We start from the raw sequence: 14,700 nt of genomic DNA on the forward strand, positions 1-14,700 counted from the left end.
TGACGTGTGACGGGAAGAGGATCAGCCGTCGATATCGTTGTTCTTGGTTTCCTTCAGGAAGATCATGCCGATGATGAAGGACATCCCGGCGATGATGATCGGATACCAGAGGCCGTAATAGATATCGCCCTTGGCCGCGCTCATCGCGAAGGCCGTTGCTGGCAGCAGGCCGCCGAACCAGCCATTGCCGATATGATAGGGAAGCGACATGCCGGTATAGCGAATGCGGGTCGGGAACATCTCCACCAGCATCGCGGCAATCGGCCCGTAGACCATGGTGACATAGATCACCAGCACCGTCAGCACGGCAATCAGCGGCACCCATTTGACCTGGGCAGGGTCCGCCACCATCCTGAATGCACCGCCATTGGCAACGGTATAGACCGCCATTTCAGGCGCAGCGGCAGCTGTTGCCTCTTCCGGGGTCAGCAACTTGTCGGTGACGAGCTTTGCCGTGGGCACCATGGTCTTGGCACCAGTACGGGCAGTGTCGGCACTCAGACCCAGTTCCGCATTGGCGGCGATAAAGCCGTCAAGCTTGCTATCGGGGACCTGAACCGGCGCCCGAACCAGCGGATAACCATTCTGTTGCAGGGCGACATTGATCTTTTTCTGCAGGGCGGCATCCAGAGCCTTGGCGTTGGCGCCAGCCTTGACGGCGTCATAGCTTTCGATCTGACTATCGCCAAGTTTTACCGTCGCAGCCGAGCCAGCCGGACCGGGCAACACTTCATACGGCACGGAATTCTTGGTCAGAAGCGCCGTGGCTATATCGCAAGAGGTGGTGAATTTTGCCGTGCCGGTCGGATTGAATTGGAAATTGCAATCCTTGGGATCGGCAGTGACCGTTGCCTTCAGCGTATCCTGCGCCTGTGCCAGAGCCGGATTGCCAGCCCAGGTCATCGCCTTGAACAGTGGGAAATAGGTCACCATGGCCAGAAGCAGCCCCGCCATAATGATCGGCTTGCGGCCGATCTTGTCGGAAAGCCAGCCGAAGACCACGAAGAACAGCGTGCCGAACGCCAGCGCGATCGCCACCATGATATTGGCGGCCTGTGGATCGACCTTCAGAACATTCTGCAGGAAGAACAGCGCATAGAACTGGCCGCAATACCAGACCACTGCCTGACCGGCGACGGCGCCGAACAGGGCGAGAATGGCGATCTTGGCATTTTTCCACTGGCCGAACGCTTCAGAAATCGGCGCTTTCGACTGGGTGCCCTCTTCCTTCATTTTTTTGAAGGCGGGCGATTCGTTCATCTGCATGCGAATCCAGACGGAAATTCCCAGCAGAATGACCGACAGAAGGAAAGGAAGACGCCAGCCCCAGGCAGCAAAGGCTTCTTTGCCCATGGCCGTCTGGATGCCGAGAATGATCAGCAGCGACAGGAACAGGCCAAGCGTTGCCGTGGTCTGGATCCAGGACGTATAGAAGCCGCGACGGCCATGCGGCGCATGTTCGGCCACATAGGTCGCAGCGCCACCATATTCACCGCCCAGCGCCAGGCCCTGCAACATGCGCAATATGATCAGGATAATCGGGGCAGCGATGCCGATGGTCGCTGACCCTGGTAGAATACCGACCAGGAAGGTCGAGGCGCCCATGATCAGAATCGTCACCAGAAACGTATATTTTCGCCCGACAAGATCGCCCAGCCGTCCGAACACCAGCGCGCCGAAAGGCCGCACCAGAAAGCCGGCGGCAAAAGCCAACAGCGTGAAAATATTACGGGTGGTTTCAGGATATTGGGAAAAGAAGGTCGCGCCGATATAAATCGCCAGCGAACCGTAGAGATAAAAATCATACCACTCGAAAACCGTGCCGAGCGAAGAGGCGAAGATGACCTTTCGCTCTTCCTTGGTCATGCTGCGCGGCGCGGCATGCAGGCTTGCGGCATTTGCCATTGCTGTTCCTCCAGAACGAGTTCTCCGATGGCCGCGCACCTTCCTCCAAGGCTCAATTCGCGGCTCCGAATTACCAACAGACTGACAGAATTCAGGGAAAATCGAGAGGCATGCTTTGGGCTTATGACTTTCGTCTAATGTTATAGCCGGTTCGTCGGCATGCAAATGGACAATCCGTTCCGGAATTTGCACGCATGTGTCCCCTATTTACAGCGTGAATTTCTTGACACCGGCACAAAACCCGGTAAAGGCAAGGACGAAAGGATCATGGAATGCGCGCACTCGGCTTTTACAGTGCTGATCATCTGGAACCGGCAGGATCTGCCCGGGCGATGATGGCGTTTGCCATGTCCTCAACCACCAAGGCCAAAACGACGACCAAAACCGTCTGACGTCTCTGGCCTCCGCTCTCTCCCCGGCACGGCCGGGGACAAGGAAGACGCGGTCACGCGCCTTCCCCCTCAAAAAACCGAGGAGAGACAGAAAGAGAGCAGGAAAATGGGTTTCAAAGTTGCAGTCGTAGGCGCCACCGGCAATGTCGGTCGCGAAATTCTCAACATTCTCGTCGAGCGTGGCTTTCCAGTCAGCGAAGTCGTGGCACTCGCCTCGTCCCGTTCGCAAGGCACGGAAGTGTCTTATGGCGACAAGGTTCTGAAGGTCCAAAATCTGGAAAATTATAATTTTTCCGATACCGATCTTTGCCTGATGTCGGCGGGCGGCACGATTTCACAGAAGTGGTCGCCAAAGATCGGTGCCCAGGGCTGCGTGGTCATCGATAACTCCTCGGCCTGGCGCTACGATTCGGATGTGCCGCTGATCGTGCCGGAAGTAAACCCGGATGCCATCACCGCCTTCAAGAACCGCAACATCATCGCCAATCCCAATTGCTCGACGGCCCAGCTGGTCGTTGCCTTGAAGCCGCTGCATGATTTCGCCACCATCAAGCGCGTCGTCATTTCCACCTATCAGTCGGTGTCCGGCGCAGGGAAGGAAGGCATGGACGAGCTGTTCACCCAGACCCGCGCCGTCTTCGTCGCCGATCCGGTCGAATCCAAGAAGTTCACCAAGCGGATCGCCTTCAACGTCATCCCCCATATCGATAGTTTTATGGAAGATGGCTATACCAAGGAAGAGTGGAAGGTCCTGGCCGAAACCAAGAAGATGCTCGATCCGAAGATCCGCGTGACCTGCACAGCCGTGCGCGTTCCCGTGTTCATCGGTCATTCGGAATCGGTCAATATCGAGTTCGAGCGGGAAATTTCTCCTGACCAGGCCCGCGATATCCTGCGTGAAGCACCGGGTTGCCTGGTGATCGACAAGCATGAGAACGGCGGCTACATCACCCCCGTCGAATGCGCTGGCGAAGATGCCACCTATATTTCCCGGATCCGCGAGGACGCCACGGTTGAAAACGGCCTGAATATCTGGGTCGTTTCCGACAATCTGCGCAAGGGCGCGGCTCTCAATGCCGTGCAGATCGCTGAATTGCTGGTCAATCGCGGCTTGATCAAGCCAAAGGCCCTGGCAGCCTGAAGACCGGATTTCGGCAACGGCTGGACGCAACCGCGCTCAGCCGTTTTGCCTTGCCCGGCTTGAATGCCGATAAGCCGGATGCAGCCGAAAGGCGGCTGCCCCCCTTCCCTTTTCCAGACGAGGTATCGATGCGAACCAGGACGTTTTTTGCCTTAGCTTTCACGGCTCTCGCCACAATGGCGACAGCACAGGCTGCAAATGCCGCCCAATGCGGCAATACGTCCGCCGGTTTCGAACAATGGGTGGAAGGCTTCAAGCAGGAAGCAGCGGGCCGTGGCATCAGCCAATCGGTTCTCGACCGCTCCTTTGCCAATGTCCGCTACAATGTCCCGACCATCCGGGCCGATCGCGGCCAGAAGAGCTTCAAGCTCTCCTTCGATGAATTCATGAAAAAGCGCGGTGGGCAAACCATCATCAGCCGCGGTAAGTCGATGAAAAGAGCCAATGCACCACTTTTCGCCAGCATCGAGCGGCGTTTCGGTGTTCCAGCTGGCCCGATCATCGCCATCTGGGGCATGGAAACCGGGTTTGGCAGCTACATGGGCAACGAACACACGCTGTCCGCTGTCTCAACCCTGACCTACGATTGCCGCCGCAGCGATTATTTCCGTGAGCAGCTTTACGCCGCCTTGAAGCTGGTGGCCGATGGCGATCTGGACGTAAACTCCCGTGGCGCTGCCCATGGCGAAATCGGCCAGACGCAGTTCCTGCCGAAAAACGTCACGCTCTATGGCGTCGATGGCGACGGCGACCGCCATATTGACCTCATCCATTCCCGCGCCGATGCCCTATCGTCTACGGCTAATTTCCTGAAAGGCCACGGCTGGCAGCCAGGCCTTGGCTATCAGCCGGGCGAGCCGAATTTCTCCGCCATCGGCGGCTGGAATGCAGCAACGGTCTACCAGCAGGCGATTGCCTATATCGGCAAGCAGATCGACGCACCCTGAGACCTATCGCACGATGGAGAAAACCGGCATGGTTTTCGCTTCGTTTCTATAGATTACAACAATTCATGAATGAAGGGCGGAGCATTGAAAAATGCACCGCCTTTTTGCTTAGAAGTGTACTAATTTGATAATTATCTTATTGGTTGCAATATCAGTTATTGCATGCATTAATACCCTCTAAATTTCAAATTTAGGTTGATATGATCGAGGGGGGCTTCGTGAAAAATATCAAAGTCGCATCATCACTTGCCGCAATACTCTGTCTTATCGCTGGCTCGGCCAGCGCCCAGAGCCTTGTCTATACGGATCAGGGTAAGAATTGGTCCGCCATGGATCGAGCGATCTATTACACCCAGGACCAGGGATCGCGCCTGATGCCGCTTTCCTGGATGCAGGCGCTCACCTTACCGGATGGCACGCCGTTTCTCGCCGATAATCTGGCGCGATATGGCTATCTGACAATGGATGGCCCCAATAACGGGCTTCCGGTTGGTTTTACCGTAACGGGACCGGATTCCCGCAAGGAGGTGGGCATGACTTGCGCCGCCTGCCACACGAGGGAAATTGCCGTTTCCAACATCCGATACCGCATTGATGGCGGGCCAGCACTCTCCGATTTTCATAGCTTCTTGCTGGATCTGGATGCAGCCACACAGAAACTCGTCGTCGATCCCGCCGCCTTTGATCGTTTTGCCAAGACGGTGCTGGGAACAGACTATCAAGATCCTAGCAGCCGCGCGCAATTTCAGGTCGATTTTACGCTTTGGGCACAACGCTACCATGCTATCGTCAGCAAGGGCGTTCCCCATGACAGTTGGGGTGTTGGCCGACTGGACGCAGTAGGCATGATCTTCAACCGGCTCACGGGCCTTGATCTCGGTCCGCCGCCATCACGGTTGATAGAAGACAATATCCAGCCCGCCGATGCCCCGGTCCGTTATCCGTTCCTGTGGAATGCCGCCATCCAGGACCGGACCCAATGGCCAGGCTTTGCCGCCAATGGCAGCGATATTCTGGGCTTGGCGCGCAATGTGGGTGAAGTCTATGGGGTGTTCGGTGTTTTCGAACCCACCAAGGAAAAATGGTCGCTGCTCGGCTATGATTATTTGAAGGGTAACTCCCTCAACTTTGATGGGCTCAGCACTTTGGAGGATCTGATCAAGCAGATGGGGCCGCCCAAATACCCCTTTCCCGTCGATGCGACGCTTGCCAGCAAAGGCGAGACACTTTTCAACACTTGGCGCGGTACCAATGGAAATGGCAGCAGTTGTTTCGATTGCCATGGACAGAAGCCCGGCACGCCCTCGCTCGGTAATGCCACCTGGGCCACACCCCTGGTGGATGTCGGAACTGATAGCCGTGAATATAATGTCATGAACTGGACAGCATCACCCGGTGTGATGACCGGCGCCCGCATTCCCTTCGCCAACGACAAACTCGCCGCAACCTCACCGTCCATCGATATTCTGACCGTTGCGGTCGAAGGCAGCATTCTACAGCATTATGCCGAGAGCATTTTCGATCTGCGCGACCTGAAATTTCCGTTGTTGCAGAGCGCCATCGACGATGCGTTCGAATCGAAGCTGCCAGAGCTCAACCTGTCCTCGGATCTCAGGGAATTGAAGAATGCCTTCCCTCGCTCGCAGGGTCAGACATTGGCTGCGGTCCAGGCAAAAATCTCCACCGCAAGGGCAAATGCCGCGCTCAAAGCGACCGGAACCACAGCTGGCCAGGCACCGGATTCGTCGAATTCTCCCACCACCGAATTCAAATACGAGTCCCGGGTTCTCTACGGCATTTGGGCGACGGCGCCTTATCTGCACAACGGTTCAGTTCCAACCCTTGCCGATCTGCTGAAATCGACCGCCCAGAGACCGCAGAAATTCGCTGTCGGTGCCGATTATGACCCGAAGCTCGTCGGCATCGCCGCCACGCAAACCGGGTTGAATACGATCACGCAGACAACGGATTGCAGTAACCGAAATTCCGGCAATAGCCGCTGCGGCCACGAGTTCGGCACCGACCTGTCCGACAATGACAAGGTGGCACTGCTCGAATATCTGAAGACGCTGTAATAAAATACGCCACTGAAAACAAACAACGGGACCGGTTTATCCGGTCCCGCTGCATAGAAGAGGCTCTCAAGCCTTTAATACATTGACGTTAGGCGACATTTTTCCGACCAAAATTACGGGTCCAACCGTCGAAAATCGCGGCTTTCAGGGTCCATTACCCATAATTCGCCGTTGGAGATATCGAACCAGGCACCATGGATGGCCAGCTTGCCCTCCTCTTCCAAAGCCCGGACATTGGGAAAGGTGCGCAGGTTTTCAATAGAATTGCGGATAGAGATCCGCTCCATGGCCGTCTGGCGCTCAGCATCGGTCATGACAGAAGCATTCTGAAGCTGCTCGGCGGCAGGCTTGATCAGGTTCATCCATTTTCCAATGAAATCACCAGGAGACAGCGGCTCGGAATCCGGGTCCAATGCAGCGCGGATACCACCGCAGCGCCCATGCCCCATGACAATGATGTTCTCGACCTTCAATGCCTGGACGGCAAATTCGAGCGCCGCAGAGGTTGAGTGATATTGGCCGTCCGGCTCATAGGGCGGCACCATATTGGCGACATTGCGCACCACGAACAATTCACCCGGACCACAGTCGAAGATGGTTTCAGGGGCCGATCGGGAATCGCAACAGGCGACAATCATGGTTTTGGGGTTCTGGCCCTGCTCGGCCAAAACGCGATACCGGTCCCGCTCGTCGCTGTAGCGGCCGTTCATGAAGTTGCTGTAACCGGCGAGAAGGGAGGCTGGAAAATCTGTCATAGCTCTGGATTATCGCGGCGCAGCACGGTTGACAAGCAAGGAAAACCACCAGTATCCGCGGCCTTCACACGTCATGGGCGAACTGGCCTGCTGGCCGGATGCAGCAGTCTGCGAATTTGCACCAACGCCATCGGCGTGATCAGGCTCGATTGGTCCTGCTCCAGGGTCAGTTCGTCACTCTGGCGCTTCAGCGAGCGGGCCAGCACCTCGTATACGCTGGCTGTCGCCAGTTGCAGGGCCTTTTCCTCGCTGTGCTCTTGGAGAAGCCTGGCCAGAAGCAGCGCCGAAAACAGATCGCCCAACCCATTCGGCACCCCGTCCATCGCCCGGTGTTCGGCCAGAAGCGCATTGCGGTTCGACAGGAGCAGGTTGCCGATACTGCCCGTCATCATCGGAACAGCCGAGGTGACGGCCATCAGCGACGGCCCGAGCGACAGGGCCGCATCGATAATCGCGGCATTGGTTTCCAGCCCGGCACCGGCCATCCAGGCCAGTTCATAGCGGTTGGGCGTGGCGATATCGGCCAGTGGGATCAAGTGATCGCGGATCGCAACCGCCGTTGCCTCCGGAACGTAGAGGCCTTGCAGATCGCCGATGACAGGATCGCAGAGATAAACGAGATCAGGATTTTGCTGCTTCAACGCCTGAACCAGCCGAGCAACCGCAAGCGGCTGGCGCGCGCTACCGAAATAACCCGTCATGACTGCCTTGACCTCGGACAGCCATGGCGCGCGGATCAGATCATCAATGGCCGCATCGAAGACGTCGTCGGGAAAGCTCATCCGGGTGGAAGGACCATGACCCGGATGCCAGGGCAAGACCACAGTTGGCATGGACCAGACCGGGAAGCCAAGACTTTCAAGCGCGAAGACGGCGGCACGATTGCCGACCGATCCGCGAATGACATGGCTGGAAATGGCGATAACAGCACCGACTGGGCTTTCGGACATGGACGGATGAAACCTCGTGAACGTGTGATCCTACTCGACGCTTTTGAGGTCATTTTGTCAAATTTTGATGGCTGTCAGCGAAAATTCGACCGCTTTTTGGGATTTTGTCTTCAGAAAAATGAAAAAAACAAAAATTCGGCTTGTGGAACCCACATTTGCCCTAACAGATATGATTCTGAAATCACTGGTGGTGCACAGTGACGATGATACCGCAGCAAAATGCCTTGGAGGAAAGTCGTGGTTGCAGCAAAACGGGTAAAACGGGACCAGCTCTTTGAGCTTGCCAGATCAACAGCCGGAGAAAACCAGCCCGGCCTCATCGATCCGGCTGCCTTGTTCGGACGTGCCAGCGATGACGATCTACAGCATTACGATGCCGCGATGCTTCGGGCCGCAGCGCTTCGCGCCAGCCAGGATCTGCAAGACTGGCAGGGGCAAGACAGGCAGGAGAAGGGAGCGCAGGTGCGCATTGCCCCGGTCGAAGGCATCGCCGCCGATGGTGCAAGCCTCAGCGTGCTGTCCATCGTCGACCGCAACAAGCCGTTTCTCTACGATTCTGTCATGGGCGAGGTCACGAGCCAATTCCGTGACATTCATCTCACCATCCACCCCATTCTGGTCCAGACGGAGGGCCGCTGGGCACTCGCCGACACTCAGACCGAGGCCAGCGACCGGGTCAGCTATATCCAGCTGCATCTGGCGCCCTTGAACGAAGATCAAGCCAAAGGGCTTGCGGAACGGCTACAATCCGTCGTTGCCCAAGTTGGCACTGTTTCCAACGACTGGCAGCCGATGATCTCGCTGCTGGACAGCGCCATGGCCGAATTGACAGAACAGGCCAATGTCAAACGCAAGACGGAACGAGCTGAAGCCATCGCCTTTCTCGAATGGCTGCGCGACGATAACTTCACCTTCCTCGGCATGCGCGAATATCTCTATTCCGGCGAAGGCGCGAACGCCAAGCTGGAGCGCGACAAGGGCCGGGGATTGGGCATCCTCTCCGATCCCAATGTTCTGGTGTTGCGCCAGGGCCGCAATGCGGTGACGACCACCCCGGAAATTCTAGCCTTTCTTCAAGGGACAGATGACCTGATCGTCACCAAGGCCAATGTGAAATCCGTGGTGCATCGCCGCGCCTATATGGATTATATCGGTATCAAACGCTTCGATGCTTCGGGCAAGGTTGTCGGTGAATTGCGGGTCGTCGGCCTGTTCACAGCCACCGCCTATACCCATTCCGTCAATCACATTCCTCTGCTGCGCGCCAAGGTCGAAAAGGTCACCGAACAGTTCAATTTCGACCCTTTGAGCCATTCCGGGCGGATATTGCAGAACACGCTGGAATCCTATCCCCGCGATGACCTGTTCCAGATCGATACCGAAACGCTTTCGCGCTTCTGCGAGCAGATCATGGATCTGAGCGAGCGGCCAAGGGTGCGCGTGCTGCAACGCATCGACCATTTCGACCGTTTCGTCTCATTGCTGGTTTTCGTACCCCGCGAGGAATATAACTCGCTGGTGCGCGAGAAGATCGGCGCCTATTTCACCAATGTCTACGATGGCCGTCTCTCGGCCTATTATCCGGCTTTCCCGGAAGGTGGCGTGGCGCGGGTGCATTTCATCATCGGCCGTTCGGAAGGCAAGACACCGCGTATCGCCCAGAACAAGCTGGAAGAGGCGGTCAAGGCGATTACCGCCCGATGGGATGACCGCTTCGCCAGCCTTGCGCCGCCAAAATCACCGCAACTGGTCGTCAGCCGCGCTTTCGAGGATGCATTCTCACCGGAAGAAACCGTCGCCGATCTCAGCCATATCCAGACCTGCCTGTCCGGCGCGAAAGCCTCCATCGCCTTCCACAATCGCCAGACGGCGGAAGGCCAGACGCTTTATCTCAAAGTGTTCCACGCCGGTCATCACCTGCCGCTGTCGCGGCGCGTGCCGCTGCTGGAAAATCTCGGCTTCAGTGTCGTCAGCGAGCGAACCTTCGACATTACCGTCAAGGGTACTGGCCAAGCCGCTGGCAAGACCGGGGAACAGCTGGTGGTGCTGCATGACATGGAGCTGGCGGTTCGTGCTGGCCAGGAGTTCGACATTGCCCGGCATGGCGCCCGCGTGGAGGCCACATTCCTCGCTGTGTTCAACGGCGTGGTCGATAACGATGCCTTCAACCGGCTGGTGCTGAGCACCGGGCTGAATGTCGGCGAAGTGGCTATTCTGCGCGCCTATGCGGCCTATCTGCGCCAGGCGGGCCTGGTCTATTCCCTCACCTATATTGCCGAAACACTGAACAAATATCCTGAGATCACCGCCGATCTCTTCACCCTGTTCCACCAGTCTTTCGATCCGAAGCTTTCTGAAAAATCGCGTCCGCGCAAACTGGCGGAACTGCGCGACGGTATTGAGACGGCGCTCGCCTCCGTGCCGAGCCTGGATGAGGACCGTATCTTGCGGCGTTACCAGAACGCTGTTGATTCGACCCTTCGCACCAATTATTTCCAGAAAAGCCCCTCTTCGCAGAAAAACAGCAGCAGCAATGTCAAGCCAATGCTGGCTTTCAAATTCGACCCGCAGCAATTGGACGGCCTGCCGCAACCGCGTCCGTTCCGGGAAATGTTTGTCTATGGGGTGGAGGTCGAGGGCGTGCATCTGCGCTTCGGTAAGGTCGCCCGTGGCGGCCTGCGATGGTCGGACCGCGCCCAGGATTACCGCACCGAAGTGCTCGGCCTCGTCAAGGCGCAGCAGGTCAAGAATGCGGTAATCGTGCCTGTTGGCGCCAAGGGCGGCTTTTTTCCCCGGCAATTGCCAAGCCCCGCCAACCGTGAAGACTACCTGCGGATGGGCCGTGAAGCCTATATGACCTATATCCGCACGCTGCTGTCGATCACCGACAATATCAGGGATGGCGCGGTCGTCGCCCCCGCTGATACGGTGCGGCTGGATGGAGATGATCCCTATTTCGTCGTCGCCGCCGACAAAGGCACGGCAACCTTTTCCGATACGGCCAACGGTTTGGCCCGCGAGGCCGGGTTCTGGCTGGACGATGCCTTCGCGTCCGGCGGCTCCGCTGGCTATGACCACAAGAAAATGGGCATCACCGCCCGCGGCGCCTGGGAAGCTGCCAAGCGGCATTTCCGCGAAATGGGTGTCGATATCCAGAAGACGCCCTTCACGGTCGCAGGCGTTGGTGACATGTCGGGCGACGTGTTCGGCAATGGCATGCTGCTGTCACGCAAGATCAGGTTGATCGGTGCCTTCGACCACCGGGATATTTTCATCGACCCCGATCCGGACATGGAAAAATCCTTCCAGGAACGCAAGCGGATGTTCGGGCTCGCCCGCTCCAGCTGGCAGGATTACGATAAGACATTGCTGTCCAAGGGCGGGATGATCATTTCGCGGACGGAAAAATCCGTCACCTTGACCCCGCAAGCCGCCGAGGCAATTGGCCTAGCCAAGAAAGTGGCGACACCATTTGAAATCATGACCGCGATCCTGAAGGCGCCGGTCGATCTGCTGTGGTTCGGTGGTATCGGCACCTATATCAAGGCGCTGTCGGAAACCGATGCCGAGGTTGGCGACCGTGCGAACGACCCAATCCGCATTACGGCGGATGAGGTCGGTGCCAAGGTGATCGGCGAAGGCGCCAATCTCGGCGTCACCCAGAAGGGCCGCATCGCCTTTTCGCTGAAGGGCGGACGCTGCAATTCCGACGCCATCGACAATTCGGCGGGCGTCAATTCCTCCGACGTCGAGGTCAATATCAAGATTGCCCTGTCAACGGCGGTATCAAGCGGTCGCCTCGATCTCCCGGCGCGCAACAAACTGCTGGCCTCGATGACCGAGGAGGTCGGCGAGCTGGTGCTGCGCAACAACTACCTCCAATCCCTGGCGATTTCGCTGGTGGCACGCCAGGGCAGCGGTAATCGTGACGAGCTGTCCCGGTTGATGACCGTATTAGAGGCTTCTGGCCGGCTGAACCGCAAGGTCGAAACCCTGCCGGATGATGCTGCACTGGCCGAGCGCTACGCTGGCGGTCAATCGCTGACACGACCGGAAATCGGTGTGCTTCTGTCCTATGCCAAGATCTCGCTGTTCGACGATCTGGTCGAAACCAGCCTGCCTGACGATCCCTATTGCGCCAGCATTCTCAGCAATTACTTCCCGAAGAAAATGCGCCGGGGTTACGCCGATGACATTGCTGGCCATCGGCTGCATCGTGAAATCATCGCCACCGTGCTTGCCAACCACATCATCAACCGTGGCGGCCCCGGCTTCATGGCGTGGATGAGCGACGCCACTGGCGCGACAGCCGAGGATATCGCCAGAGCCGCTCTTCTGACCCGCGATGGGCTGGATCTGCGGGCCTATTGGGACCGGATCGATGCCCTGGACGGGGAAATTTCCGGCGAAGCGCAGAACGATCTCTACCAACGGGTTGCCACGGTCTACCGCGTCTTCACCAAACTGGCCATTGATACGCGATTGGCCGCCGGTGACCTGTCGGATGTGGTGCGCAAGTTGAAAAGCGCGATCAAATCCTTCAAGGGCTTCAGCCGCTCGGTCACGCCTGCCGATTTCTCAGCGCAGATCAGTGCCGAGGCCAGCACGATGACCGCTGCGGGCGTGCCGGAGGATCTGGCCGAGGACCTCGCCGAATTGTGGAGCCTGACGGTCACCCCAGAGGTGATTTCTGTCGCACTTCGGGCCGAGGCCAGCCTGCAAAAGGCAACGGAAGGTTATTACAAGGTCAGCGAAATCTTCCGGATTGGCAGGCTGCTGTCGTCGGTCGAAAAAATCCCGACCAGCGACCATTACGACAGCCTGGCCCGACTGCGCAGCCTGGATCTGGTGCTGAAGGCGCGACGCAATATCATCGTCCAGGCCCTGACCCAGCACGGGGACAGCCGCGATCCGGTTGCCGCCTGGCGGTCTGCGGATGCGTTGCGGATCAACAGATTGGGCAGCGAGTTGATCGCGCTCACGGAAGGTGATCCGAGCCTGTCGCGCTTGACCGTTGCCGCCAGCCTGCTGACGGACATCGCCCAAGGCGCTGCGTGAAGGCCCATTGAAGCTGTCATGAGATAATGCCAGTGTCGCCGCCGAGATCATCGGCGGCGACAGGCACGACAATGCAATCAGATGCGCAGACAAGGCAGACCAGCAGATCCGGCATATGGGGCTGGATGCTGTTCGATTGGGCCGCCCAGCCCTTCTTCACGGTGGTCACGACCTTTATTTTCGGTCCCTATTTCGTCTCCCGCTTCACCAGCGACCCCGTCAGCGCGCAAGCCGCCTGGAGCAATGCCGCCACCGTCGCCTCCGTGGTCATCGCCCTGCTCTCTCCGGTTCTGGGCGCCATTGCCGACCGCAGCGGCTCACGCAAGCCCTGGATCGCCTTCTTTGCTGTCATCAAGATCACCTGTCTGCTGCTGCTCTGGGAGGCCGTTCCTGGCTCTCCGGTAATCTTTCCGCTGGTGCTGTTCAGCCTTGCCTCGATCGCCGCCGAATTCTCCATCGTCTTCAACGATTCGATGATGCCGAGGCTGGTGAGCGCCAAGGATGTCGGGCGGATTTCCAATATGGCCTGGGGGCTCGGCTATCTCGGCGGGATGATCGTGCTGATTGCCGTCGTGCTGTTCGTCGCCGCAAATCCTGAAAGCGGCAAGACCATTTTGGGCAACACGCCGCTGTTCGGTCTGGACGCCGCGACGGGCGAGGATGCCCGCGTCACCGGGCCGGTCTCAGCGCTCTGGTATCTGCTGTTCATCCTGCCAATGTTCTTCTTCACACCCGACCAAAAGAAGGGCGATCCGCTTGGAAAAGCCGTGAGAGCCGGGCTTACCGACCTCAAGGCCACACTGCGCGAGGTGCGGCACCGAGCGGGTATCCTCAGGTTTCTCATTGCCCGGATGATCTATCAGGACGGCGTCAACGGCCTGCTGATCCTTGGCGGGGTGTTTGCCGCCGGGATGTTCGGCTGGTCAACGATGGAAATCGGCATTTACGGCATCATTCTCAATGTCATCGCCATTTTCGGCTGCGCCCTTGCCAGCCGGTTGGATGCGGCGCTTGGTTCGAAAACCATGGTGGTCATCAGCCTGATCCTGCTTTTGACGGCCACCTTCGGCATTATTTCCACCGGCCCAAGCTTCACCGCCTTCGGTCTGATACCGCTTTCGCCTGATAGTACCGGCGGCCTGTTCGGCACGGCGGCGGAAAAAGTCTATATTCTCTACGGCATCCTGATCGGCCTTGCCTTCGGCCCGGTTCAGGCCTCGTCCCGCTCCTACCTCGCCCGCAGCATCGCTCCTGAGGAAGCAGGCCGTTATTTCGGCATCTATGCGCTGTCAGGCCGCGCCACCAGCTTCATGGCAACCCTGTCATTTTCCCTGATCACCACCGCCACGGACTCATCACGGGCGGGCATGGCGAGCTTGGTCATCTTTCTCGGCGTTGGGCTGGTCCTGCTGCTGGCAACGCCCTACCCGGCAGATAAGAAGAACTGAAAAATCCAGCTTCAAATCTGAATACTGCA

The 14,700-nt window shown here is 57.9% G+C and carries 9 protein-coding genes; 6 read left to right on the top strand and 3 right to left on the bottom strand.

Features of this window, described 5'->3' with window-relative positions; all coding sequences use genetic code 11:
- Positions 1-21: 21 nt before the first annotated feature.
- Complete coding sequence (locus tag FS819_RS15855) at positions 22-1,905, bottom strand: MFS transporter (protein ID WP_197434102.1); 1,884 nt, start codon at positions 1,903-1,905, stop codon at positions 22-24.
- Between the two features lie 498 nt (positions 1,906-2,403).
- Between FS819_RS15855 and FS819_RS15860 the strand changes: the two genes are divergently transcribed.
- From FS819_RS15860 to FS819_RS15870, 3 genes are all read left to right on the top strand, one after another.
- The gene (locus tag FS819_RS15860; protein ID WP_015917578.1) at positions 2,404-3,438 is read left to right on the top strand and encodes an aspartate-semialdehyde dehydrogenase; all 1,035 of its coding nucleotides are present in this window, start codon (positions 2,404-2,406) and stop codon (positions 3,436-3,438) included.
- Between the two features lie 128 nt (positions 3,439-3,566).
- Complete coding sequence (locus tag FS819_RS15865) at positions 3,567-4,385, top strand: lytic murein transglycosylase (RefSeq protein ID WP_070166222.1); 819 nt, start codon at positions 3,567-3,569, stop codon at positions 4,383-4,385.
- Positions 4,386-4,603: 218 nt separating this feature from the next.
- Positions 4,604-6,460 (top strand): di-heme-cytochrome C peroxidase, encoded by a 1,857-nt coding sequence (locus tag FS819_RS15870; RefSeq protein WP_234624563.1) that lies wholly within the window; start codon positions 4,604-4,606, stop codon positions 6,458-6,460.
- Between the two features lie 113 nt (positions 6,461-6,573).
- On the opposite strand, the gene FS819_RS15875 is transcribed toward FS819_RS15870, so the two are convergent.
- Positions 6,574-7,215 carry a carbonic anhydrase gene (locus tag FS819_RS15875; protein ID WP_156548134.1) on the bottom strand — a complete coding sequence of 214 codons (642 nt, stop codon included), beginning with the start codon at positions 7,213-7,215 and terminating at the stop codon, positions 6,574-6,576.
- 71 nt (positions 7,216-7,286) lie between these two features.
- Positions 7,287-8,165, bottom strand: a complete 879-nt coding sequence (gene pdxY / locus FS819_RS15880) for a pyridoxal kinase PdxY (protein WP_156548135.1) — start codon at positions 8,163-8,165, stop codon at positions 7,287-7,289.
- A gap of 67 nt (positions 8,166-8,232) precedes the next feature.
- Here pdxY and FS819_RS15885 point away from each other — a divergent pair, with 67 nt between their 5' ends.
- From FS819_RS15885 to FS819_RS15895, 3 genes are all read left to right on the top strand, one after another.
- Positions 8,233-8,424 (top strand): hypothetical protein, encoded by a 192-nt coding sequence (locus FS819_RS15885; protein ID WP_234624564.1) that lies wholly within the window; start codon positions 8,233-8,235, stop codon positions 8,422-8,424.
- Positions 8,403-13,223 carry an NAD-glutamate dehydrogenase gene (locus tag FS819_RS15890; RefSeq protein WP_234624565.1) on the top strand — a complete coding sequence of 1,607 codons (4,821 nt, stop codon included), beginning with the start codon at positions 8,403-8,405 and terminating at the stop codon, positions 13,221-13,223. Before FS819_RS15885 ends, FS819_RS15890 begins: the two co-directional genes overlap by 22 nt.
- Before the next feature lie 71 nt (positions 13,224-13,294).
- A complete protein-coding gene (locus tag FS819_RS15895) occupies positions 13,295-14,671 on the top strand; it encodes an MFS transporter (RefSeq protein WP_156548138.1) in 1,377 nt (458 codons plus the stop codon).
- Positions 14,672-14,700 lie beyond the last annotated feature (29 nt).

It is taken from the genome of Allorhizobium sp. Av2, from assembly GCF_021462805.2.
GTDB lineage: Bacteria > Pseudomonadota > Alphaproteobacteria > Rhizobiales > Rhizobiaceae > Allorhizobium > Allorhizobium vitis_G.

Coding starts and splice junctions, on each gene's coding strand:
- FS819_RS15865 (WP_070166222.1), top strand. CDS start 3,567: ATGCGAACCAGGACGTTTTTTGCCTTAGCTTTCACGGCTCTCGCCACA.
- FS819_RS15855 (WP_197434102.1), bottom strand. CDS start 1,905: ATGGCAAATGCCGCAAGCCTGCATGCCGCGCCGCGCAGCATGACCAAG.
- FS819_RS15875 (WP_156548134.1), bottom strand. CDS start 7,215: ATGACAGATTTTCCAGCCTCCCTTCTCGCCGGTTACAGCAACTTCATG.
- FS819_RS15860 (WP_015917578.1), top strand. CDS start 2,404: ATGGGTTTCAAAGTTGCAGTCGTAGGCGCCACCGGCAATGTCGGTCGC.
- FS819_RS15895 (WP_156548138.1), top strand. CDS start 13,295: ATGCAATCAGATGCGCAGACAAGGCAGACCAGCAGATCCGGCATATGG.
- pdxY (WP_156548135.1), bottom strand. CDS start 8,165: ATGTCCGAAAGCCCAGTCGGTGCTGTTATCGCCATTTCCAGCCATGTC.
- FS819_RS15885 (WP_234624564.1), top strand. CDS start 8,233: ATGGCTGTCAGCGAAAATTCGACCGCTTTTTGGGATTTTGTCTTCAGA.